The sequence below is a fragment of the Marinobacter persicus genome, from assembly GCF_900114155.1.
GTDB classification, from domain to species: domain Bacteria; phylum Pseudomonadota; class Gammaproteobacteria; order Pseudomonadales; family Oleiphilaceae; genus Marinobacter; species Marinobacter persicus.
On the sequence record NZ_FOSC01000012.1, the window covers coordinates 80699 to 106068 of the forward strand.

At 61.5% G+C, this 25370-nt stretch carries 18 protein-coding genes and 1 pseudogene; 1 reads left to right on the top strand and 18 read right to left on the bottom strand.

The features are described from left to right. From BMZ63_RS13550 to folE, 12 genes and pseudogenes are all read right to left on the bottom strand, one after another. Positions 1-1275, bottom strand: a complete 1275-nt coding sequence (locus BMZ63_RS13550) for an MATE family efflux transporter (RefSeq protein ID WP_091706422.1) — start codon at positions 1273-1275, stop codon at positions 1-3. Between the two features lie 40 nt (positions 1276-1315). Then, positions 1316-1816: a thiol peroxidase gene (gene tpx / locus BMZ63_RS13555; protein ID WP_091706303.1), complete on the bottom strand. Its 501-nt coding sequence runs from the start codon at positions 1814-1816 to the stop codon at positions 1316-1318. Between the two features lie 104 nt (positions 1817-1920). Next, the gene (locus BMZ63_RS13560; RefSeq protein ID WP_091706305.1) at positions 1921-3900 is read right to left on the bottom strand and encodes a ribonuclease R family protein; all 1980 of its coding nucleotides are present in this window, start codon (positions 3898-3900) and stop codon (positions 1921-1923) included. Between the two features lie 63 nt (positions 3901-3963). Next, positions 3964-4881: pseudogene (locus BMZ63_RS13565) on the bottom strand (GGDEF domain-containing protein). An 83-nt stretch (positions 4882-4964) separates the two neighbouring features. Further along, positions 4965-5414 (bottom strand): DUF411 domain-containing protein, encoded by a 450-nt coding sequence (locus BMZ63_RS13570; protein ID WP_091706306.1) that lies wholly within the window; start codon positions 5412-5414, stop codon positions 4965-4967. Between the two features lie 126 nt (positions 5415-5540). After that, entirely contained in the window at positions 5541-8168 is a 2628-nt protein-coding gene (locus tag BMZ63_RS13575; protein WP_091706308.1) for a heavy metal translocating P-type ATPase, read from the bottom strand. After that, the gene (locus tag BMZ63_RS13580; RefSeq protein WP_091706310.1) at positions 8161-8604 is read right to left on the bottom strand and encodes a MerR family transcriptional regulator; all 444 of its coding nucleotides are present in this window, start codon (positions 8602-8604) and stop codon (positions 8161-8163) included. The genes BMZ63_RS13575 and BMZ63_RS13580 overlap by 8 nt, the downstream gene beginning before the upstream one ends. A gap of 377 nt (positions 8605-8981) precedes the next feature. Then, positions 8982-9302, bottom strand: a complete 321-nt coding sequence (locus BMZ63_RS13585) for a hypothetical protein (RefSeq protein ID WP_091706312.1) — start codon at positions 9300-9302, stop codon at positions 8982-8984. Positions 9303-9485: 183 nt separating this feature from the next. Then, on the bottom strand, positions 9486-11720 hold the full coding sequence (locus BMZ63_RS13590) for a bifunctional diguanylate cyclase/phosphodiesterase (protein WP_091706423.1): 2235 nt from the start codon (positions 11718-11720) through the stop codon (positions 9486-9488). Positions 11721-11876: 156 nt separating this feature from the next. Next, positions 11877-12311 (bottom strand): CoA-binding protein, encoded by a 435-nt coding sequence (locus BMZ63_RS13595; RefSeq protein ID WP_091706314.1) that lies wholly within the window; start codon positions 12309-12311, stop codon positions 11877-11879. A 19-nt stretch (positions 12312-12330) separates the two neighbouring features. After that, positions 12331-12705, bottom strand: a complete 375-nt coding sequence (gene folX / locus BMZ63_RS13600) for a dihydroneopterin triphosphate 2'-epimerase (protein WP_091706316.1) — start codon at positions 12703-12705, stop codon at positions 12331-12333. A 24-nt stretch (positions 12706-12729) separates the two neighbouring features. Beyond that, positions 12730-13299: a GTP cyclohydrolase I FolE gene (gene folE, locus BMZ63_RS13605; RefSeq protein WP_091706318.1), complete on the bottom strand. Its 570-nt coding sequence runs from the start codon at positions 13297-13299 to the stop codon at positions 12730-12732. Between the two features lie 135 nt (positions 13300-13434). On the opposite strand from folE, the gene BMZ63_RS13610 reads away from it, so the two are divergent. Then, positions 13435-14517 (top strand): hypothetical protein, encoded by a 1083-nt coding sequence (locus BMZ63_RS13610; protein WP_091706320.1) that lies wholly within the window; start codon positions 13435-13437, stop codon positions 14515-14517. A gap of 4 nt (positions 14518-14521) precedes the next feature. On the opposite strand, the gene BMZ63_RS13615 is transcribed toward BMZ63_RS13610, so the two are convergent. The 6 genes from BMZ63_RS13615 to BMZ63_RS13640 all read right to left on the bottom strand — a co-directional run bounded on the left by BMZ63_RS13615 (position 14522) and on the right by BMZ63_RS13640 (position 25368). Then, positions 14522-15331, bottom strand: a complete 810-nt coding sequence (locus BMZ63_RS13615) for an iron chelate uptake ABC transporter family permease subunit (RefSeq protein WP_091706322.1) — start codon at positions 15329-15331, stop codon at positions 14522-14524. Then, a complete protein-coding gene (gene znuC, locus BMZ63_RS13620; protein WP_091706324.1) occupies positions 15318-16091 on the bottom strand; it encodes a zinc ABC transporter ATP-binding protein ZnuC in 774 nt (257 codons plus the stop codon). Before znuC ends, BMZ63_RS13615 begins: the two co-directional genes overlap by 14 nt. Further along, a complete protein-coding gene (locus BMZ63_RS13625) occupies positions 16091-16588 on the bottom strand; it encodes a Fur family transcriptional regulator (RefSeq protein ID WP_091706325.1) in 498 nt (165 codons plus the stop codon). The genes znuC and BMZ63_RS13625 overlap by 1 nt, the downstream gene beginning before the upstream one ends. Before the next feature lie 67 nt (positions 16589-16655). Continuing rightward, complete coding sequence (locus BMZ63_RS13630) at positions 16656-17117, bottom strand: chemotaxis protein CheW (protein WP_091706327.1); 462 nt, start codon at positions 17115-17117, stop codon at positions 16656-16658. A gap of 11 nt (positions 17118-17128) precedes the next feature. Next, positions 17129-18172, bottom strand: coding sequence for a chemotaxis protein CheB (locus tag BMZ63_RS13635; RefSeq protein ID WP_091706329.1), 1044 nt, complete (start codon positions 18170-18172; stop codon positions 17129-17131). Beyond that, positions 18172-25368, bottom strand: a complete 7197-nt coding sequence (locus tag BMZ63_RS13640; protein ID WP_091706331.1) for an Hpt domain-containing protein — start codon at positions 25366-25368, stop codon at positions 18172-18174. Before BMZ63_RS13640 ends, BMZ63_RS13635 begins: the two co-directional genes overlap by 1 nt. Positions 25369-25370: the final 2 nt, after the last annotated feature.

Here is a 25370-nt window from a genome sequence, read left to right on the forward strand (position 1 = left end):
TCAGGCGGTCTGGCGCAAGTGTGTCATGCCCTGGCGGTAAAGCAGATAGGCGCTGGTACCGGCCAGCAGGTTACCGATCAGTGCGCCGGTCATCAGCCCGGGCAGGCCCCCCAGCTGACTGCCCAGCCAGAGCATGGGCAGGTACCAGGCAAACAGCCGCAGCGTGGAGATCAGCAGTGCCCGCAAGGGCATGCCCAGAGCGTTATTGACCGATACCATCAGGATGCACACGCCCAGCCCACTGTAGCTTAATGGCACCCGCAACAGGTAATCGATCAGGACCTCTTGTACGTTGGCATCACGAGTAAACAGATTGGCAACCATACCCGAGGCGGCGAGCCAGACCAAACCGATACCCAGTTGCCAGAGTACGATAAAGCGCACGGCGATACGCACCAGCTTGCGGATGGTCTCGATCTCTCCGGCGCCGAGCAGACGCCCCACCATGGGTGGCATGGACATGGTCAGGGCCAGCACCACCACGATCGAGAAGAACTCCAGGCGGGTGCCCAGGCCCCAGGCGCCCACGGCCGCCGAACCGAAGCCCGCCACCAGGGCGGTGGCCAGCATGGCCGAGACCGGCGGCATCAGCTGACTGACCATGGCCGGCGCCATGATGCCGCCAAGCTGGCGGATGGCGGCCAGCAGTTTCAGTTGCAGCAGGTCCAGGCGCAGCCATTGCCGGCGAATCAGTGTGGGGTAGACGATCAGGGCACCGATGCCGAACGCGGTGATGGTGGCCCAGGCGGCGCCGGGCAGGCCCCAGCCGAAGACAAAGATGTACAGCGGGTCCAGGGCGATGTTGAGCAGACTGGTGAAGATCATCATATAGCCGGGCAGGCGGGTATCGCCATTGGCCCGGCACACGGCGTAACTGAAATATAGCATGGCGCCGGTCCAGGCGGAGACCAGCCAGGGCGCCCAGTATTGCCGGATGACCGGGCGCAGGGCGGTTTCTGCGCCAAGCAGATCCAGAATCAGGCCCTGCAGCAGCCATACGGACAGGCACAGGACCAGGGCCAGCGACGCACCCACGGCAATCACCAGTCCGCCCAGGCGTTGGGCCCGCAGGTCGTCCCCCTGGCCCAGTGTGCGGGAGATGATGGCGGTGGTGGCAATGCCCAGGCCCACGTACATGCCGCTGACCAGTTGCTGCATGGGTACGGTAAAGCCCAGCGCCGCCAACGGGTCGCCGCCCAACTGGCCGATGAAGGCGCTGTCGGTGAGCTGGAAGGTCATCAGGGAGAGCACGCCAAACAGCATGGGCCAGGTCATGCTGTACAGCTGGCGTGCCAGGGAGGCGGTACTCAAAATATCAAAGGACCTTCAGTGCGGCGTCGTAGTCCGGCTCGTCCTTGATTTCGCTGACCAGTTGGCTGTGCAGAACCTTGTTGTTTTCATCCAGAACCACCACGGCACGGGCGCAGAGGCCGGCCAGGGGGCCGCTCTGGATGGCCACACCGTAATCTTCCTGGAAGCTGTAGTTACGGAAGGTTGAGAGGGTTTCCACGTTGTTCAGGCCTTCGGCACCACAGAAACGGGAGGCGGCGAAAGGCAGGTCGGCGGAGATCACCAGCACCACGGTGTTGTCGAGGCTGCCGGCTTTTTCGTTGAATTTTCGGGTGGAGGCCGCGCATACGCCGGTGTCGACGCTGGGCACAATGTTGAGAATTTTACGCTTGCCGGCCCAGTGGTCGAGTTTGACGTCTTCCAGGCCGCTGGTGGTCAGGGTGAACGGCGGGGCGTTTTCACCGGGTTGCGGGAAATTGCCGCTGCGTTCGATGGGGTTGCCATCAAGGGTGACGTTAACTGGCATGGTGTACTCCTGCGAATTTCAAAAAGTTGAGTTGGGCAAGCCATCCCTGGCTCCGCACGGTTTTGGAAAGACTTCTCTGCTTGCCCACCAGTCTTCTGTTTAGCTTACTTTTCCGGAGTTTGCACTTCTTCTACGTCGAGTAACCTGAAGTTGATCTGTCGCTTTGCTTCATCCACACCGGCGAAGCTGACAGTGGCACGCTGGTCGAGCTGGAAGATGCGACCGTTTTTGTTGTGCACCAGGCGCAGGGTGACCGGGTCGAAGCTGTATTTGCCGTCCAGGTCCTTGCAGTTGACGAAGCCTTCCAGGCCGTTGGCGTCCAGACGCACAAAGAAACCGGAGGGCATGGTGCGGCTGATGGTGCCCTCCATCGGTTCCTCGGTCAGGGTTTTGGCGTAGTCCGCCTTGAGCCAGGTTTCCAGTGTGTTGGCGGCCTGGCGGGCGCGGAACTGGGCGGTCTGCAACGCTTCGAGCTGCTGGCTGTTCAGGGCCTTCATGGGCTTGTTCCACAGCGCCGCCTTGATCAGCCGGTGCACGTAGAAGTCGGAGAACTTGCGCAGCGGCGAGGTGAAGGTGGTGTAGGCGGCCAGGCCCATGCCCTGGTGCGGAGCCGGCTCGAAGCGCATTTCGGCGCGGGCCAGCTGGCGTGACAGGATGGCTTTGACCGGCACTTCCGCCTCTACCTGTTCACTGTGTTTCATCAGGGTCTTGAAGCCTTCGGCGGAGCCGGCGTCCACCTCGGTCAGGTGCGGTGCGTAGCCTTCCAGCAGTTTGCGGATGTTGTCGGCGCGGTCGTCGCGCAGGCCCGGGTGCTGGATAAACAGGCCTTCGCCCTGTTGCTGCAGGAAATCGGCGGCGCAACGGTTGGCGGCCACCATGCATTCCTCAACCAGCCGGTGAGCCTCGTTCTGTACCGCCGGTTCAATCAGGCGGATGCGCTTGTTCTCGTCCAGGCGCAGGCGGAATTCCGGTCTGTCGGTGTTCAGCAACGCGTGTTCGGCGCGCCATTTGCGCAGCGCGGTGGCGGCCTGGTGCAGCTGGTCCAGGCTGTTGCTGACATCCTCGGGCAGGGCCTTGATGTCGTCGTCTTCCCGGCCTTCAATCAGGTGCGCCACCAGCTCGTAGCTGAGTTTGCCCTTGGAACGGATGGTCGCCTGGCGAAAACGGTAGTCGCCCAGGCTGCCGTCGTTGTTTACCTGCAGGTCGCACACCAGTGCCAGGCGCGGGGTATCCGGCATCAGCGAGCAAAGGCGGGTGCTGATGCCCTCGGGCAGCATTGGCAGTGGTTCGCCGGGAAAGTAGATGGCGGTGGCGCGGTTGAAGGCTTCTTCCTCGGCCGGGCTACCCGGTTCAACCAGCGCGCCCGGGTCGGCGATGGCGATGGACAGGGTCCAGCCGGTGGCGTTGGGGGTGGCCATCAGCGCGTCGTCCATGTCCTGGGTGCCGGGGCTGTCGATGGTCACGTAGGGTTGGTCGGTCAGGTCTTCCCGGTCCTCGTTTTCGCTTTCGGCGACAATGCTGTCTTCGTTCAGGGTATCGGCCTGCTGCTGCACGGCCTCGGGCCAGGTGTCGGTCAGATCAAAGTTGGCCAGGGTGAAGGCCCGCTCAATGCCCGGCTCGCCTTCCTTGCCGATAACCCGCAAAACTTTGGCCTGGCCCTTGCCGTCCTTGAACGGATGGCGGTGGATCTGGCAGTAGATGAAATCGCCGGGCTCGGCGTTCATGCGTTCCTTGGGTGGAATGAAAATCCAGCGGTTGATGCCCGGAGTTTCCGGTGCCACGAAATGGCCCTTGCCCTTGACCAGATAGCGTCCCACGAAGGTGGTCAGGTGGGATTCGAGCAACTCGTCCACTTCGCCCTGGATTTTGCCTTTTTCCACTTCATGTTCGGTGATGTTGACCCGGTCGCCGGGCAGTACTTTCTGCATTTCCTCGGGCGGCAGGAAAACATCGCGTCCCTCGTCCAGCGCGACAAAACCGAAACGCCCGTTGGTGGCCTTGACGGTGCCGGGGTGGACCACCTTGTTTTCCTTGATATCGGTTTTCAGCTGGCGCAACTGATTGAGAGCGTCGGCATTGAGCATGGGAAAAAGAACCTGGCTAAAAATGGATGATGGGGCGGAGTATAACGGTTCTGTCGGTATGAGTCAGACCGGATGGATCTCGGGGCCGTTTTCGGTCTGTATGCACACCCGGTTACGGCCCTGATTCTTGGCTTCGTAGAGGGCCTTGTCGGTGTGTCGGAGAATGGTGTCCATGTCTTCGCCCGGCAGGCAGTAGCAGGCGCCGACACTGATGGTGACCGGTGTGCCGGTGCGCCGGCTTTCTTTTTCCACCTCGGCGCGGATACGGCAGGCAATCTGTTGCAGGGTTGCGCGGTCACACGGGGAGAGGATAACCACGAATTCGTCCCCGCCCCAGCGACCGGGATGGTCGTAGGGACGAACGGCCGCTTTCAGCCAGAGTGCCACCCGGCACAGGATGTCGTCGCCGGCCTGGTGGCCAGGAAAACCGCCACCGGTCCCGGTACAGCTGGATGGCGCCGTTGTAATCCACGAACAGGGTGGTGATGCCGTCCTGGCCGATGTCGACGATGTCCTGCAGGAAGTCGTCCAGATTCATGCCGGTGCCCACCATGCCGACGATCTCGTTGTCGACATTGCGCATGAGGACGTCAATCCAGAGCTTGGTAACGCCCAACTCGGTGTCCGGGTTGACGTTCAGGTGGAAGTCGCGGCCCTCGTCGATGAGCTGGAAAAACCAGGCGTCGTCAGGTTTTGTCGGATCGAGGGTGTAGCGGAACTGGTTGTTGGCGTAGTCGTTTCGGGGTTGTTGGCCCAGCGCAGCAGCGTGCCGGACTGGGCCATCTGTCGTGCCAGGCCGATTTCCCGCTCCAGGGACTGCAGCAGCCGGGCGCTGTCATACCGAACCTGTATTTCTGCAACCTGCTTGCCCCAGCGCTCGATGATACTGGCGGACAGTTCCCGGTACGCCAGTAACGAGGCTGTTGCCGCGATCACAATCAATGCGGCCAGCAGGGCAAGTATGCGGGTTTTCAGGCTCACAGCGGCTCCCCGGGAATGTCCTTATTACTGTTTCCTTTATACTTGAACGCTGGTTACATTACGAGTGCAAAAAAGCACCACTATTAATTGTATTCGGCAAACACCCTTGTCTGCCCCAGGTTATTGAACAGAATTACCTGGTATGGATCTTTCCGGTTACCCATCTCCATGCCCGGTGAGCCCGCCGGCATGCCCGGTACGCTCAGGCCGGTGGCCTGGGGGGCTTCGCTGAGCAGGCGTTTGATGTCATCTGCCGGCACGTGGCCTTCAATGACGTAATCGCCCACATAGGCGGTGTGGCAGCTACCCAGGCCCGGAATCAAACCGGCTTCTGCCTTGATCTTGCCCATGTTGTTGGAATTGGTGGCCTTCACCTCGAAGCCGTTCTCTTCCAGGTGGTCAATCCAGTCTTCGCAGCAGCCGCAGGTGGGCGATTTGTACACGTGAATGCTTTGCGCTGCGCCACCGGCCAGGGCGGTGGTGCTGAAGCCAAGCGCGGCGGTCATGGCCAGGGCCAGAGTGTGTTTTTTCATGGTGTTTACCTCAGTGGTGATGATGTTCCGTTGTTTTTGAACCGGAGCCGGATAGCCAGAACCACCAGACAATGGCTCCCATCAAAGCAAGTCCTCCGATATTGACCAGAATATCCTGCATTTGGTTCACTCCTTTTGTTCGCCGGCCTGTGGTTGACCGCTGGTGCGGAACAACCGTAGCCGGTTGGCGTTGGAAACCACGGTGACGGACGACAGCGACATGGCGGCGCCGGCCAGGATCGGGCTCATCAGGATGCCCCAGATGGGGTAGAGCAAACCGGCGGCCACCGGAATGCCCAGGGTGTTATAGGCAAAGGCCCCGAACAGGTTCTGGTGGATGTTTTTCACCGTTGCCCGGGAGATTTCGATGGCGTCTGGCACGCCATGCAGCGAGCCACGCATCAGGGTGATGGCAGCACTTTCGATGGCGACATCGGTGCCGGTGCCGATGGCAAAGCCGACATCGGCGGCGGCCAGAGCCGGGGCGTCGTTGATGCCATCGCCCACCATGGCCACGGTGTAGCCCTTGCCGCGCATTTCGCTGACCACCTCGGCCTTGTCTTCCGGCAGCACTTCGGCCCGGTAGTCGTCGATGCCGGCTTTGCTGGCTATGGCTTTGGCGGTGGCGTCGATGTCGCCGGTGACCATCATTACCCTGATGCCGGCCTGGTGCAGCCGTTCAATGGCGGCTTTGGAATCCGCTTTGATGGCATCGGCCACGCCGATCACGCCCAGCACGGTTTCACCCAATGCCAGAAACAGCGGTGTACCGGCTTCATCGGTAATGGCGTTGGCCGCCTCATTCAGGTTATCCAGCGCCAGACCTTCGGCTTCCAGCCAGCGGCGATTACCCAGGCGCACCGGCTGGCCGTCGTACTCGCCCTGTACGCCCTTGCCGTTCAGGGCTTCGAAGCCGGTAACCTTCGACGGTTCCACCCCGTCGTCTTCGGCTTTCGCCAGAATGGCCTCGGCCAGCGGGTGCTCGGAATGCTGTTCCAGGCCGGCCGCCAGCGCCAGCAGTGTTTGCTCGTCGTCGTTTGTGGCATGCACCCGGGTGACCCCCGGCCGGCCCTCGGTGATGGTGCCGGTCTTGTCCAGAATCACCAGGTCCAGCTTGCCGGCGGTCTGCAGGGCATCGCCCTGGCGGATCAGCGCGCCGTATTCGGCGGCCTTGCCCACACCCACCATGACGGACATGGGCGTGGCCAGGCCCAGTGCACAGGGACAGGCGATGATCAAAACGGTGGTGGCCGCCACCATCATGTGCACCACCGCCGGCTCCGGCCCGACGTTGTACCAGATCAGTGCGGAGACCACGGCAATCAGCATGACCGAGGGCACAAACACCGAGGAAATTTTGTCGGCCAGCCGGCCGATGGCGGGCTTGGAGCCCTGGGCCTTTTTCACCAGCTTGATAATCTGAGCCAATGCGGTTTCGCTGCCCACCCGGGTGGCTTCGTAGATAATCGAGCCGTGGGTGTTCAGGGTGCCGGCGGACACCTCGTCGCCTTCGCCCTTGCTGACCGGCATGGGCTCACCGGTCAGCATGCTTTCGTCAATACGGGTGGAGCCTTCGGCAATGACCCCGTCCACCGGCAGCTTTTCCCCGGGGCGCACCCGAATCCGGTCGCCTTTCTGAACGTCTTCAACCGGAATGTCCTGCTCCTGGCCATCGCGGATTACCCGGGCGGTTTTCGCCCGCAAATCCAGCAACCGGCGCACCGCCTCGGAGGTCTTGCCCTTGGCGCGGAGCTCCAGCGCCTGGCCGAGATTGATCAGGCCGATGATCATGGCCGAGGCCTCAAAGTACACATGCCGCGCCATCTCCGGCAGGGCTTCGGGGAAGCTGGCAACGACAATGGAATACAGCCAGGCGGTGCCGGTGCCCAGGGCGATCAGCGTGTCCATGTTGGCATTGTGGTGTTTGAATGCCTTCCAGGCGCCGGTGTAGAAATGCCCGCCGGTGGCGATCATGACCCCCAGGGTGAGAATGCCGAAATTGATCCAGGTAAGCTGGTTATCGTCAGTCACCATCATGGTGTCGAAACCCATGCCCCAGATCATCAGGGCCAGACCCAGGCCCAGACTGATGGCCATTTTTACCAGCAGGGTTTTGTACTGCTTCTTGTCTTCTTCCTGTTTGCGGTCGTCGGCCTCGTCCTCGTTTTCAATGACACTGGCGCCATAACCGGCACTTTCCACCGCTTCTACCAGTGCATTGGGATCGGCATCTCCGGTGGCCGTCGCGGTATTGTCCGCCAGATTCATGTGCGCATGGGTGACCCCTGGCACCGACATCAGGGCTTTTTCGATGGTGTTCACGCAGGAGGCGCAGGTGGCGCCGGATACTGAAAGGGCGATTTGCCCGTGAGCTACCGATGTCGATGGCCGTTCATTGTTGCCGGATGCCTCTCCGGTTTCTTCCTTGGACGTATCCGCGCTCGGGTCGTCGGCCTTTTTGCTGCAACAGGACGGCTCCTTTTGGGCGGCACAGCACGAGCCGGCGGCGGCTTCCCCGGCCGTGTTTTCCGGCTCAACCGGTTCCGCAGGGTAACCGGTCTCGGTGACGATACGGGCCGCTTCGTCGGCATCGATACCTTCCGGCAGGGCCACGGTCTGGTTGTCCAGGTCCACCTCGACCAGGTCGGTGCTACCGGTCAGTGGTTCCAGCGCGTTACGAATCTTCTTCGCGCAGCCCTGGCAGGAGGCGCCGGAAATGGTCAGTGTGGTCTTCAGCTCCGGTGCTTTATTCATCATTCGGCTCCTTATGGCAACAACCTTCGGACGGGGCGTCCCAGTGTTCTATCAGGCGACAAATGGTATGCCCGTCCGGCGTGGCATCAGGCATGTCTTCCCAGGCGGCCAGTGCCGATACCATTCTCTGGCGTAATTGTTGTAACTGAGCAATTTCGTCTTCCACCGCTGCCAGTCGTTTCTGAAAGACATCCCGAACCATGGGGCAGGGCGAGTGGTGGTCATCCGCCTGCTCCAGAATCTGCCGGATTTCCGGCAATGAGAAACCCAGTTGCCGGGCTTTGCGGGCAAACCGCAGACGGCGCAGGTCTTCGGCGTCGTACTGCTGGTAGTTGTTGTCCGGATTGCGTGTCGGGTTCAACAGCCCCTCGCGGGTGTAGAAGCGCACGGTGTCCGGTTTAACGCCGGCTGCGGTGGCTATGTCTTTGACTTTCATGGGTTCCTTGTTTCCAACAGTCTTACTCCGTGCCGGAGTGAATGGAGACACCTTTCCAAAACACGCTGTGAATACATCCCTGTAGCGCTCGAGCTCCGCCATCCCTGGCTCCGCACGGTTTTGGAAAGGTGTCTCCATTCACTCTCGTACTTTGATGCAAAACGCTGCAAGAGCAGATTGCCAAGGTTCAAGGAGTGGCGTAGCGGGACAGGCTTCCGAAAATGTTCGTAGCCATGGATGGCGGAGACAAGCGTACATGGAAGTACTTGCAGCGGTTTTCGGAAGCCTGTCCCGCTACGGCACGGCGAACTCCGAAATATAGATTAAAGATTAAAACCTGTGAGCAACTCACAGGTCAAAAGTTTCAGGAGAGAAAATCAGGATCGGAAGTTTTTTGATTGCAGGAAGGTGCCACAGGCTTTGCACTGGTCCGGGGCCAGCAGTTTTGCCTGCCAGCCGATTTTTGCGCCGCAGGCGGGGCACTTGAGGCGCAGCTGCAGCACAATAATCGGCACGATCAGTATTGCCAGCAGCATACCGAGTGAGCCCCATTCGTCGCCGGAGGAAATGCCCAGTTGGGAGCTGAACACCAGAACGACGATCAATGCGAAGAAGGCGAAGATGAAGTAATTGCGATTCCAGCGCTCCCAGCGTCTGAGTTGTGCGTTCTGTTCCGGGGTTAGGTATTTTGCTGCCATGTTAAGCCTTCGGGATGTTAGCAATGAGTTCGGTGCAGTAATCGGGTAGGGCTTTCCAAAACCGTGCGGAGCCAGGGATGGCGGAGCTCGAGCGCTACAGGGATGTATTTACAGCGTGTTTTGGAAAGCCCTACCCGATTGCTGCTTCACCAAGAGTTTCCAGGCCTGAACCGGAATACACCATCAGGAACTCGCCGTGACGCCAGTAAACAGTAGTCCCTCTTCCAGCGCCCGTTCCAGATCTTCTGGCGGAATTGGCCGGCTGATCAGGAAACCCTGGGCCAGGTTGCAGCTGTGGTGGCGCAGGAAATTCAACTGCTCTTGGGTTTCTACGCCCTCGGCGACCACCTGGATGCCCAGGTTGTGGGCCAGGTTGATCACCGCCCGGGTTATCACCGCATCATCGTGCCGGCGGGTGACGTGGGTTATGAACGAACGGTCGATTTTCAGCATGTCCACCGGGAAGTCCCGCAGATAGGCCAGTGAGGAATAGCCCACGCCAAAGTCATCAATGGCCAGGTGTACCCCCAGCTTGCGCAGCCGGGAGAGCTGGTTGAGGTTGTGTTCGATGTTCTGGATAAAGATTTCTTCGGTTAGCTCCACTTCCAGGCTTGAGGGTGGTACTTGCTCGGCTTTCAAGGCTGCCTGGATATCGCCCACCAGATCGTCGTCGTCCAATTCCAGGCCGGACAGGTTCACAGCAATGCGGATGTTGCGGTACGGCGTTCCTTTCCACTTGGCCAGCTGCTTACAGGCGGCTCGCACCACCCAGCGGCCGATGTCGTTGATGCGGCCGCTTTCCTCGGCCAGCGGAATGAACTCGCCTGGCGCCAGCAGTCCGCGGCGTGGGTGTTGCCAGCGAATCAGCGCTTCCACGTTGTTGATCTTGCCGGTGGTCAGGTCCAGCTGTGGCTGGTAGTAGAGGATGAATTCATCGTTGGCCAGGGCGTGACTCAGGTCTTTGTCCAGTTCCAGGCGCATCACTTCCTTGTCCTGCATGCCCTCGGTGTAGAACTGGTACATGTTGCGGCCCTGATCCTTGGCGCGGTAGAGGGCAATATCGGCATTACGCAGCAGAGTGTCGGCGTCCAGGCCGCTTTGCGGGTATACCGCCACGCCCATGGTGGCGGTGATGCTGTGTTTCTCGCCCTGGACCTCGAATGGCTCGTGGAAACAGTGCTTGATCTGGCCGAGCAGGTGGATCACGTCGTCCAGGTCGTCGACCTGCTGCTGGCACACCATGAATTCGTCACCGCCGGAGTAGGCTACCAGAATCCGCTCGTTGCTCAGCTCGTTGAGCCGCTCGGAGACTTTGATCAGCAGTTCGTCACCGAACTGGTGGCCGAGGGAGTCGTTGAGCATCTGGAAGCGGTCCAGGTCCATCATTACCAGCGCCACCTGTCGCATCTGCCGGTCGGCGATGTTCAGGGTGTGGGCCAGGTCTTCCATGAAGAATCGACGGTTGGCCAGGCCGGTGAGGGTGTCGGTGGACTCCAGCCGCTCCAGGTCGACCTGAATGGCTTTGCGCTGGTCGATTTCCTGCTCCAGGTCCTGGCGGGTTTTCAGCAGCGCCTGGTTGCGGCGCAGAATCAGCTGCACCAGCAGGGTTGTGAGGCTGGTCAGTACGCCCATCAACAGCAGGCTGATAAAGGTCACGTTGGGCCAGCTGCTGCGCTGGGCGGTGACCCAGGACTGGGAGGGCCGAAGCGTCAGTTGCCAATCCAGGTTGGGCAGATCAACGGCCAGAGTATGCCCGAAGCCGGGTGTCACATCCGCCGAGGCATTAAGCTGGTACACCGAATCCTCGCCGTAGGTGATCACCACCTGGAATTGCTCCAGCATCCGGCTGGTGAGCAATTGCTCGGCCAGGGTTTCCATGCGAAAGACACCGGCAATGAAGCCGTTGTTCTCTTCGCCGGTCCCGACCGGATGATATATCACCATACCCTTGCCGCCCTGGCGCAGGTCAATAATGCTGGACAGGTCGTATTGGCCGGTGGCGGCGGCACGCTCCAGGGCTTCGCGCCGGGTGTCGTTGAAGGCCACGTTGTAACCGATGACCTCCTGGTTATTGGTCACCGGCTCCAGCCAGCGGATGATGTAATTGCGATCGATCCACTCAATGGCCTGGTAGACACCGAAATCGTCCAGGTAATTACGGGCGTCCTCGCGCCACCGGGTTTCGTCGAAATTTTCCTCGATGGCCATGCGGCTGGCCATGCGCCCAATACCCCGGGTATGAATGGCAAATTCCCGTTCCAGGTTATCGGCCAGGGCGCGGGCCTCGTTTTGCAGGTTCTGTTCGATCTGGGTGGTGTCCTGGCGCATGAGGCCGCTGCGCAGCATCAACGCCACGGCCAGGAAGGCCAGGAATATGAGCAAGGGGAAAGTCGGGCTCATGGCCGCGCGCACGAACATCTTTATGGTCGTTTCGGGTTTTTCCACATTGCTCTCCGGTACCCCGGCTCATTGCGGGGGGACTCTGACTTTTTTATTTCCCGATTATGTCAGAGTGTTCACACGGGGAACAGGCATAGGTGTTAACCGTAATGCCTGATTTGAGCTGAAACAGGTTTACCGCGCCGCTGGGGTCTGGATAGACAGCTTGGGAATTTCCTGTTTCGGACAGCAATCCATCAACACCTTCAGCCCGGCAGCCTCGGCCCGTTGTGCGCCTTTTTCGTTGATAACGCCGATTTGCAGCCAGAGCACCGGGATCTTCTGTTCGATGGCCTGGTCGATGACCGGATCTGTGCGTTCCGGCGCCAGGAACAGCTCGGCCATGTCCACCGGTTCCGGCAGGGAGGCAAGGTCCGCCACCACGGTTTCGCCCAGCACCTGCTCGCCGGCCAGCCGGGGATTGACCGGAATCACCCGGTAGCCCTGGCGCTGAAGGTATTCCATCACCTCGTGGGAGGGGCGGTTGGTTTTCTCGCTGGCGCCCACCAGCGCAATGGTGCGCACGTTCTCCAGCACGTCACGGATCAGTTGCGGATCTTTGCGGGGCATGGTCGCTCCTGCTGGTTAATTAACGGTTCGCTTGAAGACAGACGGATACCGACTCGGCGTAACGCAGGGCATGGGGCTTGTCGATTTCCACCTGTGCCCACTGCACGGCCTGGTGGTCCATGACAATGGCCAGTACTTCGTGGGTCAAGCGCTCCAGCAGAGCGAAGCGCTGGCCATCCACGTGGGCGATGATCTGCTTGGTGATGGTACGGTAATTCAGCGCCGAGGCAATTTCATTCTGCTCAATGGCTTCGGAGGCATCGTAGGTCAGTTCGACATTGATCACCACATCCTGCTGGTTGTTGATTTCCTCTTCCTTGATGCCGATGTAGGCTCGCAGCAGTAGGTTCTTGATGCGTACCCGGGCCAGTTGGTTGCCGTTGATATCTGCCATGAGACCTCCCTGAAGGTTCGGGGATCAGCGGTTGTTGCTGATCAGGTTCAGAAATTCTGTGCGTGTCGCCTGGGATTTGCGGAACTGCCCCAGCATCATGGAGGTTTTCATGCGTGAATTCTGTTTTTCCACACCGCGCATCATCATGCACATATGCTGGGCCTCGATTACCACGGCCACACCCTTGGCCCCGGTGACCTGCTCGATGGCCTCGGCGATCTGGCGGGTCAGGTTTTCCTGGATCTGCAGGCGGCGGGCGTACATGTCGACAATGCGGGCGAATTTCGACAGTCCGAGAACCTTGCCCTGGGGCAGGTAGGCGATGTGACATTTTCCGATAAAGGGCAGCACATGGTGCTCGCACATGCTGTACAGTTCGATGTCCTGAACCACCACCATCTCGTCCATGGCGGACTCGAATACGGCGTTGTTCACCAGGGTCCCGAGATCCTGCTGGTAGCCCTGGGTCAGAAACTGCATGGCCTTGGCGGCGCGCATGGGGGTGTCTTGCAGGCCTTCGCGGTTGGAGTTCTCTCCCAGGCCATCGATAATGGCGCGATAGTGATCGGCAAGCTCTTCAAGCGGTAGTGACATGGTGGTTCCCGGTTATATAAGGAAAATAGACATTTGAGCCAGATAAAGGGCGAAGCTTAAGGGAATTTACGTGCTTTCGCCACGGCTGGTTCTCTGCACTTGCGACACAATGACGCCATGCAAACGAGGATTTTGATGACGGCAATACACACGGGTATTTCTTCACTGACCATTCGCGCCGGTCGGCGCGCGCTGGAACGACTGCAACAAAAATCCCTGGGCCCGGAAGATGTACACGTGATTCCCGGCGCCGCGGGCGGCCCCAAAGGGCTTGGCATCAGTGGTCTGGACCAGGCGATTTTCGGTGAGTGGCTGCCCCGTGTTGAGCAGGAGCGGGCGTTGATCGGTGCCTCGGTGGGCAGTTGGCGCTTTGCCGCGGCGGCTTCTTCCGATAATCCGGTGGCACAGTTGCGCAAGCTGGCGGACATGTATACCAGTCAGCGTTTTGAGAAAGGGATGAAAGCGCAGGAGGTAACCCATAGCGCCATAGAGTTTCTCGATGAACTGCTGGGCGGCCGGGAAGACTATATTCTGAACCACCCCTGGTATCGGCTGAATATCATGGTGATCCGCAGCCTGGGCCTGCTGGCCGAAGATACCCGCGGCCGGCTGGGTCTGGGGTTGCTGGGGGCGGTCAGCGCCAACATGCTGGGGCGCCGGCACCTGGGCCGGTTCATGGAGCGGGGCATTGTCCGTGACCCCCGGGGCAACACGCCGGTTTCCGGGCTGACCGATTTCACCAGTCACCAGATTGACCTGACCCGGGATAACCTCATGCCCTCACTGCTGGCTTCTGGTTCCATCCCGATGATCCTTTCCGGCGTGGCGGACCTGCCGGGCGGGCCGGAAGGGGTGTACCGGGACGGCGGTCTGCTGGATTACCACCTGGATCTGCCCTGGCAGCAGCCGGGGATCGTGTTGTACCCGCATTTTACCGACAAGATTGTGCCCGGCTGGTTTGACAAGGCGCTGCCCTGGCGCCGGGGCGACAGCACCCGTGTCCAGGATGTGCTCTTGCTGGCACCGTCGCCGGAATATCTGGCCACCCTGCCGGATGGCAAGCTGCCGGACCGCAAGGACTTTGACCGTTACGCCGGTGACAACGCCAGCCGTGAGAAAAGCTGGCGCCGGGCGATTGCCGAGAGTGAGCGGATGGGTGACGAGTTTCTCGAGCTGGTGGAAACCGGGCGCCTGCTCGAGCGGGTAGAGCCGCTTTGATCGGTCAGGCCGGCTTGCGAGCCAGGCTGTAGACCAGCAGGAAGCTGACAAAGGCGGTCACCACGACTGACGGGCCAGCCGGGGTGTCCAGGTGCCAGGACAGGCTCAGGCCGCCGGCCACGGCCACAAAACCGAAGACAACGGCCAGGCCGACCATGTGTTCGGGGTTCTTCGCCAGGCGTCGGGCGGTTGCCGCCGGAATCACCAGCAGGGCAGTAATCAGCAGCACGCCGACAATTTTCATGGCCACCGCAATCACCAGCGAGAACATCAGCATCAGCGCCAGGCGCAGGCGCTCCACCGGTATGCCTTCCACCCGCGCCAGCTCTTCGTGAATGGTGCTCATCAGCAGACCGCGCCAGAGAATGGCCAGTAGCGTCAGCACAAAGGCGGCGCCGCCATAGATCCACAGCAGGTCCTGCCGGTTCATGGCCAGCAGGTCGCCGAACAGCAGGCCGGTCAGGTCCACCCGCACATCCGGCATGAAGCTCAGGGCCACCAGGCCGATGGCCAGGGCGCTGTGGGCCAGAATGCCGAGCAGTGTGTCGGTGGCCAGCACCCGGGTGCGTGACAGCAGTACCAGCGCCAGGGCAATGACCACACAGGTAATGATGACCGCGAGGTTCAATGGCACGCTGATCAGAAAACTCAGGGCGATACCGAGTAGTGCGGAATGGGCCAGGGTGTCACCAAAATAGGCCAGCCGGCGCCAGACCACGAAGCAGCCGAGAGGGCCGGCCACCAGTGCCACACCCAGGCCGCCGATCAGGGCCCGCCAGAAGAAATCCCCAAGCACGGCGTCAATGATGCTCATGGTTGCAGGCTCCCTGTGTGCCTTTCGTGTCGACCACATCGCCGTGCAGGTCGTGGCTGTGGTTGTGGCGATGATGGTACACCGCCAGGGATTCGGCCACCTGGTGTCCGAAGGTTTCGATAAATGCCGGGTCGTGGGAGATGTCGGCCGGGTAGCCGCTGCAGCACACATGCTGGTTCAGGCAGATGACCTTGTCGGTGGCGGCCATCACCAGATGCAGATCGTGGGAAATCATGATCACCGCGCAGTGCAGCTCGTCCCGTAATTCCCGGATCAGTTCATACAGCGCCGCCTGGCCGTTGATGTCGACACCCTGCGCCGGTTCGTCCAGTACCAGCAGGTCTGGCTTGCGGGCCAGGGCCCGGGCCAGCAGCAATCGCTGTTTTTCGCCGCCGGACAAATGATGCACCGAGGCATCCAGCAAGTGGTCCACCCCGGTTCGCTTGAGCGCCGCCCGGCAGTCGGTCAGTGATTGCCCACTGAGCAGCATGAAGCGGCGTACGCTTAACGGCAGGGTGGCTTCCAGTGTCAGATGCTGGGGCACATAGCCGATGGTCAGCCCCGGCGCCAGTGAAACACGCCCTTGGCTGGCCTTCTGGATGCCCAGGATGGTTTTGATCAGGGTGGTCTTGCCGGCTCCGTTGGGGCCAATAATGGTGATGATGTCGCCCCGGCTCGCCTGCAGGGTGACCTGATCAACCACTGGTCGGTCGTCAAACTGTACCGTGACGCGCTGAAGCTGAACCAGTGCTTCTGACATCAGTCGGTTCCTGTTTCTGCCCCGGCGCGGCAGCGCGGGCACAGACCGGTGATTTCCAGGGTGATCTCGTCCGGGCGGAAGTCTTCGGTCTTGGCGGCGGTGTCGATGGCCCGGGCCACTGGTTCGGATTCCAGCTCCAGCACGTTACCGCACTGCCGACAGATCAGGAACACTCCCTGATGCTTCTGGCCGGCGTGAGTGCAGCCGGTAAAGGCGTTGAGCGAGGAAATTCGATGGACGAGGCCATACTGCAGCAGAAAATCCAGGGCCCGGTAGACGGTCGGTGGCGCTGCGTTATGGCCCTCGGTGCCAAGCTGGGCGAGGATGTCGTAGGCGCCCAGTGGTTTGTGGGATTGCCAGATCAGCTCCAGTACGCGCTCCCGAATGGCGGTCAGCCGGGCGTTATGCTCCCGGCAGATGTGGCGTGCATCGGCCAGTGCCTGGCTGACACAGGCCTGGTGATTGTGCGGGCGATAGGGCAGAGCGCGTTCGGGCATGGGCTGGTTCCGGCAACGTTTGCAACATTATAACAATTGTCGCAAAGGCTACCAGAGCCGGGCCGGTTTACACCATCACTTTGCTGGCCAGGGACTCCAGATATTCCAGGTTGGGAATCCACGCGGTTTCGCCATCCACTTCCACCTGCATCAGGTCGGCCGGACCGGGCTCGGCCTCAAGCTGTTTGACCTGGGATTCATCGAGGCGGGTCTGGCTGGGAATACCCTGGGTCGCCATGGCCATGAACGGCGACCTGGCGTGGCCCGGGCCAATGGTATTGAGCACGATGATGCGACCACGGTTTTCACCCGGTACCACCAGCTCGCCATCGTTGGCGGCATCGTAGGAAATGACGGGCAGCTGTAACCCGCGCCACTCAACGAAACCGATCAGCCAGTCGGGGGTATTGGCACCGGTTTGGGTGCCGTCGAAATCGATCACCTCGGCAATGGATACGTTGGGCAGCAGCAGTTGCCGGTTGTTCACCGGGATCATCACGCACTGCAGGGATTGGCTGTTGTCATTCATCGTTGTTTACCTCAGGCAGAATCCCGTTGGTGCCTGTTCTTCAGCAGACACTGGTTTTCAATGGTGCGCACCAGTTCGGCGGCCAGTTGGGCCGGCGTGCCGGAAAAACCGGTGCAGCCGGTGGCGAGAACGGAATCCGGCATGGAGCTGTTGCCACAACTGGCGCTGTTCTGCACCCAGATGCGGCTGCCGTTTTCGTGCAGGCGCGGGGCGGCAATGGCGCCGTCGTTACCCATGCCGGAAAAAATGATGGCATGGCAGCGTTTGCTGAAGTGCTCGGCCACGTTCAGCAGTGCCTGGTCGATGGATGGGCCGTAGGGGCCGGGCCAGGGCTTGCCGGTGCAGGTGAGGGTGCCGTTGCTGGTGAATGTCCACTCCTGTTCGACTGGCATTAACACCACATCGCCGTGGCAGATGCGCATGCCTTCCGCCGCCGGTTTGAGCTGGTAATGGGCATGGCGGCCCAGGATGCGAGTGAGCACATTGGTGAAGTTGTTATCAATGTGCTGGGCATAGACAAACCCCACGGGTAAGCCCGGAGGCAGGTGATCCAGAAAGGTTTTGACCGCCGCCGGGCCACCCAGCGAGGCGCCCAGCACCCAGATTTCCCGGGCCGGTGTGTCGGTGTCCGCCGGGGTGATCCAGTTCGACAGCGCCGGTGCGTTCCGGGTGTCGGAAGCGGCCCGGGCCAGGTCTTCCATGTCGTTGGCGGTGTCGAGCTGTTCAATGCGGCCAAGCTGCTGTTCGAGCTTGTTGAGCAGCCGCCGTTCCCAGCGAAAGCAGTCAATGGTGCCGGCGGCCGGTGCCGGGTCGACGCCGAACAGCACGGGCGCGTCGGTATGTTCAAGCAGGTAATCAAACAGGGCCGGATGGTCGGCCTCGTCTTTCAGGGTGACCAGCCACAAAGCCACCTCCGGAAAGGCCGGGTAACCGATCAGCCGTTCGGGATCACCGGAAAACAGGACATCCAGTCCAAATTTTCCGGTCGCTTCCTGCAGCCGGTGGCGTTGCAGCACCACATCGGCAACGATCCCTATGGTTGGCCGTTCGGCCATCACTCACTCCCGGTCAGATGCTTGATGGTGTTCAGCAGCTCGGTCTCCTGGAAGGGCTTGCCGAGGTACTCGTTCACGCCGATGGCCAGCGCCCGTTCGCGGTGTTTTTCACCGGTTCGCGAGGTGATCATACAGATTGGCGTGTCATGCAGCTTTTCGTCGTGCCGGACGAAGCTGGCCACCTCGAAGCCGTCCATGCGGGGCATTTCGATGTCCAGCAGGATGACATCCGGGCGGTAGTCCTGGAGCTGGGCCACCGCATCCACGCCGTCTTTGGCGGTGAAGACCTCGAAGCCGTTGCGTTCGAGCAGGCGAGTGGTCACCTTGCGCACGGTGACCGAGTCGTCCACCACCATCACGGTGGTGGTCTGCTCGCGGTACCGGGTGCTTTCCTTGCCCTTTTCCTGGTTGGCCAGGCGCTGGCTTTCCGCCAGGGCGTCGGAACGCAGCATGGCCGGCAGGTCGAGAATCACCACCACGCTGCCGTCGCCGAGAATGGTGGCACCGGAGACCCCGCGCACGGAGTTGAACTGCGGCCCGAGGGATTTCACCACGATTTCCCGGCTGCCCATCAGGTGGTCCACCTGCAGGGCAATGGGTTGTTCGGCGCCACGCACCAGAATCACCGGCAGGGGCAGTGCCTGGCCCTGCAGCTTGGGCTGGTGGTCACTGTCCAGCAGCGCCCCAAGGTACTGTAACTGGTATTGCTGGCCCGCGTATTCGTAGGGGGGCGCGTCGGGTTTGTAATATTCTTCCAGCTCGTAGGTGCTGACCCGCACAATGCCCTCGATGGTGTTGAGCGGGATGGCGTAGAAGTCTTCGCCGGTCGCGACCATCAGTGCACGGTTGACCGATACGGTGAAGGGCAGGCGCACGGTAAAGGTGGTGCCCTTACCCTCGTCGGAATCGATATCCAGGCTGCCGCCGAGCTGCTTCAGTTCACTGGCGACCACATCCAGGCCCACGCCCCGGCCGGAAATCTGTGTGACCTGCTGGGCGGTGGAGAAGCCGGCGTGCAGGATGAATTGCAGGATTTCCCGTCTGGACAGGTCCTCATCGGGTTCCATCAGCCCCTGGCGAATGGCTTTTTCACGGATGACATCCACCGGGATACCCTTGCCGTCGTCGGCCATGCGCAGCACCACGTCGCCGCCCTCACGGGACAGGGACAGGGTCACCTTGCCGGTTTCCGGTTTGCCGGCATTCTTCCGGTCGGCCGGGTTTTCGATGCCGTGGTCGATGGCGTTGCGCAGCATGTGCTCGAGCGGTGCCACCATGCGCTCAAGAATGTTGCGGTCCATCTCGCCTTCGGCGTTGCGGATGTCGAACTGTACTTTCTTGTCCAGTTCGCCGCTGATCTGGCGCACGATGCGGCGCAGTCTGGGCACCATGGAGGTGAACGGAATCATGCGGGTCTTCATCAGACCCTCCTGCAATTCCGTGTTGATGCGTGACTGCTGCACCAGCAGGGTTTCGGTATCCCGCACGTTGTCGGCCAGGGTTTCCCGCAGGTCCGCCAGGTCCGAGGTGGACTCGGTCAGGGCCCGGGACAACTGCTGGATGGAGGAGTAACGGTCCATTTCCAGCGGGTCGAAATCCTCGGTGTAGTCCGGGCCGTGTTCCTGTTCGGCGCGGAACAGGATCTGTGCCTCGGTCTCGATTTCCATGCGCCGCAGCTGCTCGCGCAGACGCTCGATGGTGGCGGCCATTTCATCGAGGGTGTAGCTGAAATCGCTGTTCTGCTGCTCCAGACGGCCCCGGGTAATACTGGTTTCGCCGGCCAGGTTAACCAGCTCGTCCAGTAGCGGTGCGGACACCCGGATGGTTTCCTGGGCGGCATTCTGGTTTTTCGCCGGTTTCCGGTTGTTACCGCTGGCGGGCTTGGTTTCCGGTTTTTTCGCGGCCGGGGTTTTGGACGCCGGTGCCGAATCCCGTGCCGGCGAGGCCGGCTGTGGCTGCTGATCCCCGGCTGGTTCCGTGTTGCCGTGCTGGCGGGCTTCGAAGGCCCTGACCAACTCGCTCGCCGGTTCCGGCTGTTCGCCTTTTTCCAGCGTGTCGAGCATGGCTTTCAGGGTCTGGTCGGCCTGAGTGCTCAACTCGATCAGCGGTTGCCGGTCTTCCTCGCCATCCACCAGCGGGTCCAGGGCTTCGGCCCAGCTCCGGGCCAGGTCGGCGATGGCATCCACATCCGCCAGGCGGGCGCCGCTTTTGAGTGTTTGCAGTTCCTGCAACAACTGGCTCAGGGACGCCAGTTCTCCGGGTTCCTCGCGCCAGTGGGCGAGCAGGTCGGCAATGGTCTCGTGAATTTCCCGGCCTTCGTCCAGGAACATCTCGGCCAGTGCGCCGTCGTCCTCGAACTCGGGCGGTGCTGTCTCGCCGGAGACGTCCTGGGCAGGTTCCGCACTGGAGGGCCCATCTGTGTCCGTGGCCGGTGTGCCGGTGACGGTCGACGACGGTTCCGCCGTGCCTCCAGGAGCCGGTTCGCCCCGGATAATGGCCTGTACCTTTGCCGCCAGTTCGTTGGCTGGCGGGCAGGGTTTCTGTGTGGCGACCTGTTCCACCATCTCCGCGAGGCGGTCGTGACAGGCGAACAGCAGGTCCATCATGTCGTCGCTGGCATCGATCTGGCCGGTGGCGACTTTTTCGAACAGGTCTTCCAGTTTGTGGGCCAGATCGCCAATCGCTTCCACGCCGGCCATGCGGGCGCTGCCCTTGAGGGTGTGCACCTCGCGCTGGAGCTCGGCGGCTACCTGCCGGTCTGACGGGTTTTCGCTCCAGGCATGCAGGGCGCTACCGGTGGAATTCACCAGATCGTAGGCTTCTTCGAGGAAGATGCCCACCAGCTCCGGATCCAGATGGGACAGGTCTGCGATGTGATCGTCCTGCTCCTCCTGCTGCTCCTGGTCACCCCCGGAAACCGGTTCGGCGTCGCCCTCGACCGTCATTTCCGGCAAGGGTTCGGAATCGGAGGCAGGCGCCTGTGATGTTTGTGCCTGATCACCGGTGCCGTCGATGTAGGCGTGGATATCGGCGATCAGGTCCGGTGCCGGCCGTGGTGCTTCGCCGGCTTCCAGTGAATCGACCATGCCGGCCAGCCGGTCGTGGCAGCGGAACAGCAGGTCCGAGAGGGTGTCGTTGATGGTAAAGCGCTGCTCGGTCAGGCCCTCGAACAGGTTTTCCAGCTCGTGGGACAGATCCCCCAGGGCCGGAATGTCAGCCAGGCGCGCACCGCCTTTAAGCGTGTGCAGATCCCGTTGCAGCAGGCGCAGGATGTCCAGGTTGGCGGTATCCTCGCTCCAGTCCTGCAGGGCCTGGGCAGTGCTGTCGATCAGCTCGCCGGCTTCTTCCAGGAAAATGGCGATCAGCTCGTCGTCCACCTCCGTGGCCTCATCGGTCTCCGGCAGGGGTGGTTGACTGCCTTGCTCCGGCTCTACGCTGATTTCTGGCTCTGGCTCTGGCTCTGGCTCTGGCTCTGGCTCTGGCTCTGGCTCTGGCTCTGGCTCTGGCTCTGGCTCTGGCTCTGAAATCTGGCGGGTCAACTGGTCGAGCTGGGCTATCAGCTCTTCATTGGCGTCGGTGGCCAGCCCGGCGGCCACCTGATCCATCAGGTTGATCAGCTGTTCCTGACCCTGGTGCACGGTTTCGAAGAAGCCGGCATCCGGTGTCACGCTCTTCTCGGCCACCGCTGTGTAGGTGCGGTCCAGCGCTGAGGCCAGGGCGGCGACATCGCTCAGACCGGCCTCTTCGGCACCCCGGCTCAGTTGTTCCAGCTCCTGATGCAGCTGGGCGACTGGCTCCCGTTGATCCGGGTCTTGTGACCATTGTTCAAGAATGGTTTCGGCATCCAGGACGATATCCAGGCCTTCACCGAGGAACAGCTGGACCAGGCGAGCCGAATCCTGACTTTGCGCCGTTTCATCGGCAGCGTCGGGCTGGCTCAGCAGGGTCTGTTTGCTGAGCTGCTCAAGGCGTTCGAGGTAATCCTCGGTGCCTTCCAGGTGGGCCTGCGGGTTGTCGTAAAGCTGCGCCAGGCCCCGGGTGAGGAAGTCCCGGGCTTCGGCGATCAGCCCCAGCACCTGCCGGTCGGCCCGTTTGCTTTGCGCACGCGCTTCTTTGACAAAGTGCTCAAGCGGCGTGATTACCCGCGCGATCGGGGTGATGCCGGCGGTATTGGCGCTGCCCTTGAGAGTGTGCAGGGCGCGCGACAGGGCGTCGGTGTACGGCACCGAGCTGCGATCGCCGGCGTTGGCCAGGTATTCGTCGATGGTCTGCAGGTGGGTTTCGGTTTCGGTTTCGAAAATCTCCAGCAGAACCGGGTCAATGTCTTCGCCTTCATCTTCGCCGGCAACTGGTGGCTCGGGCGTTTCGGTCAGCTCTTCGGATTGCTCACGGTACTGGCTGGCCTCGGCATCCGGGCCGGGCATCAGGGCGGCGTCCGGAATCTCGCCGTTGGCCAAGGCGTTGGCCCGGGCTTCCAGGTTGCTGGTGTCGAGCCGCGCCGGCGTGCGGTTTTCAAAGTCCTGTACCAGCCCGGGAATGGCATTGGTCACCTCTTCCAGCAGCCGGGCGATGTCGTCGTTCATGAAAATACTGCCGTCGATGACCCGGTTCAGCATATTTTCAATGGCCCAGGCCAGCTCGCCAATCACGTTGGCGTTCACCATGCGACCGCTGCCCTTGAGGGTGTGGAAAGCCCGGCGCACTTCGGTCAGTGCGCTGCGGTCATCCGGGCTGCGCAGCAGCATGGGCAGATATTCCTGGATGGTTTCCAGTACTTCACCGGCCTCTTCGATGAAGATTTCCAGGATATCGTCGTCGATCAGGTCGTCTTCCGGCTCCGGTGATGTCTCGGCTGGCGCCTCGGAGGGTGGTTCCGGTTCAGCCTCCGGCTGGTCAGTGGCCGCCCCGGCTTCGGGTTCTTCGGAGGATTCCCATTCCGGCGTGTCGGCCTGGGCCGGTTCCGGGGCGCCGGCTTCCGCCGTCTCAGTTGCTTCGGTCTTGCGGGTGGTGGCCAGGGCTTCGGCCCGGGCAATCAGGCCGTCCACATCACCGTTGGCTTCGCCCTGACGGAAATCCTGGATCAGGGACGGAATGCGCTCGTTCACGTCATCGATCAGGGTGAACATGTCGTCGGTGGGTTTCACCGTCTGGTCGATAACCCGGTTCAGCAGGTTCTCCACCGCCCAGGCCAGCTCGCCAATGCTGCTGGCGCCCACCAGCCGGCCACTGCCCTTAAGGGTGTGGAAGGCCCGGCGCACTTCGGTCAGCGCCTCGCTGTCGTCATGGTTCTGGCGTAGCTGTGGGTAATAACGGTTGATGGTTTCCAGCACTTCTTCGGCTTCTTCGACGAAAATACCAAGAATTTCGTCATCCAGAAGGTCTTCGTCGGAGCCGGTGCTGGTTGCCGGTTCAGGTGCAGGCTCTGGCTGGGTTTGCGGTTCTTCCGCCCGGGTTTCGGTCTCCGGCTCCCGGGTATCGGTCCAGGTGGGTTCCTGGCCAACCGGGAAGCCGAGCCTTTCCAGGCTTTCCTCGGCCACATGCAGAATGGCGTCGTTGTTGCTGATACCTTCGGCCAGGCGCTCCAGGTAATACTCGATGCTGGTGATGGCGTCGGCCAGGGTGTCGAGCTGTTTCCAGTCCGGCACCTGTTTGCTGCCCAGCAGCACGTCGGTCACGTAACGCTCGGTGGAGGCCAGCATGTCCGGTACCCGTTCCAGGGGCACCAGGCCGAGACCGCCACGGATGCTGTACAGCAGGCCGGGTACATGATCGATTTCCCGGGTGTCCCACTGGGAGGCAATGAAGTTGACGATGGATGATTTGACCTGTTCCAGGGTGTTCCGGGACTCCCGGATCAATGCCTCACCGGCTTCGGTCAGCTCCCGCTCGCCGAGATTGACGGATTCGTTGTCGCCACCGCTGCGGTGGCTGTCGGGATGCCGATCCTTGTCCAGGCCGGCCAGGCTGGCTTCCACGTACAGGAGGGCGCCGGCGATGTCCATCAGGGTGCCATCGTCGACGGTTTCATCCTGGGCGGACAGCTTTTCCAGCAGCTCTATCTGTTCACTGATGACTTTGCGCGGGGTTCCCAGGCCAATCACCCCAAGGGTGTTGGCGATCTGGCGCAGGGCCGGCAGCAATTCTTCCAGTTCGTTGTTCTGCCGGAATTCGGCCCGCACAAACAGGTCGAGCTGGTCTTTCAGTCGCGCCAGTTCTTCGTCCAGTGCGGTGACCACGGAGTGGATGGCGTCGCGGCCGGGGCCTGAGACCCGGGTGCGGGCGGAATCCACGTCGTTTTCCGACGGCAGGGCGTCGTCCAGTCCATAGGTCCGGCGCAACGCCTGCACCTGGGGGGTGTCCAGGTCCCGGGCGCGGGCGACATAATAAAGCAGGTGCTTGAACAGGGCTTCCGGGACCGGTTGCCGCAGGGCGTCGGAGTCCCTGGCCATCAGCAGCCGGATTTCCGCATCCAGCTCGCGTAGCAAGGATTTGACCGCACTGTTGATCGGGTTCACTCGTGCCTGCAGGGTTTCCACGAACGCACCGGCCGCTTTCCACAGCTCGCCCCGGGGGGTTTTCCGGCACAGGCGGGCCAGGCGTTCGATCACCTTGTGCATGTAATCGAAATGGGTGTTCAGATCGGCCTCGCGCACCACCCCGGCCAGGGCAAACTGGAACATCTGCCGCAGTTTGCGCAGGTGGCCGGCGACTTTCGGGTCTTGCAGCCGGCTGGAAATGCGTTCATCAACCGGGAATTGCGCGGCGGTCAGGTCGGGTTTGAACAGGGAGGTGTCCGACAGCAGGCTTTCGCCCCGGGCCGCGCGCAGATCGTTCAGCAGGGGCAGCAGTACCAGCGGGAAGTCATCGCCGCTGCTGTCCAGGTGCTCAAGATACTGGGGCAGTTGCAGAACCCCCTGCATCAGTACCTGGATGGCTTCGTCTTCATTGGCGACCCGGCCGTCCAGCAGCGCCTGGGTGAGGGCTTCCATTTCCTCGGTCAGCAGGGCGGCGCCGTCGAGTTCCACCATTTTCAGGGTGCCATGCACCTGGTGCAGGTAATTCAGGCAGAAGCGCAGGCGCGCAGTGTCGTCGCGGTTTTCGACGTACGCTTCAAGTGCCTGCTGACTCTGGGTCAGCGTGTCCTGTATTTCGCCCCGAACCCAGTCGAGGGCGATACTGTCATGGTGATTGCCCATAA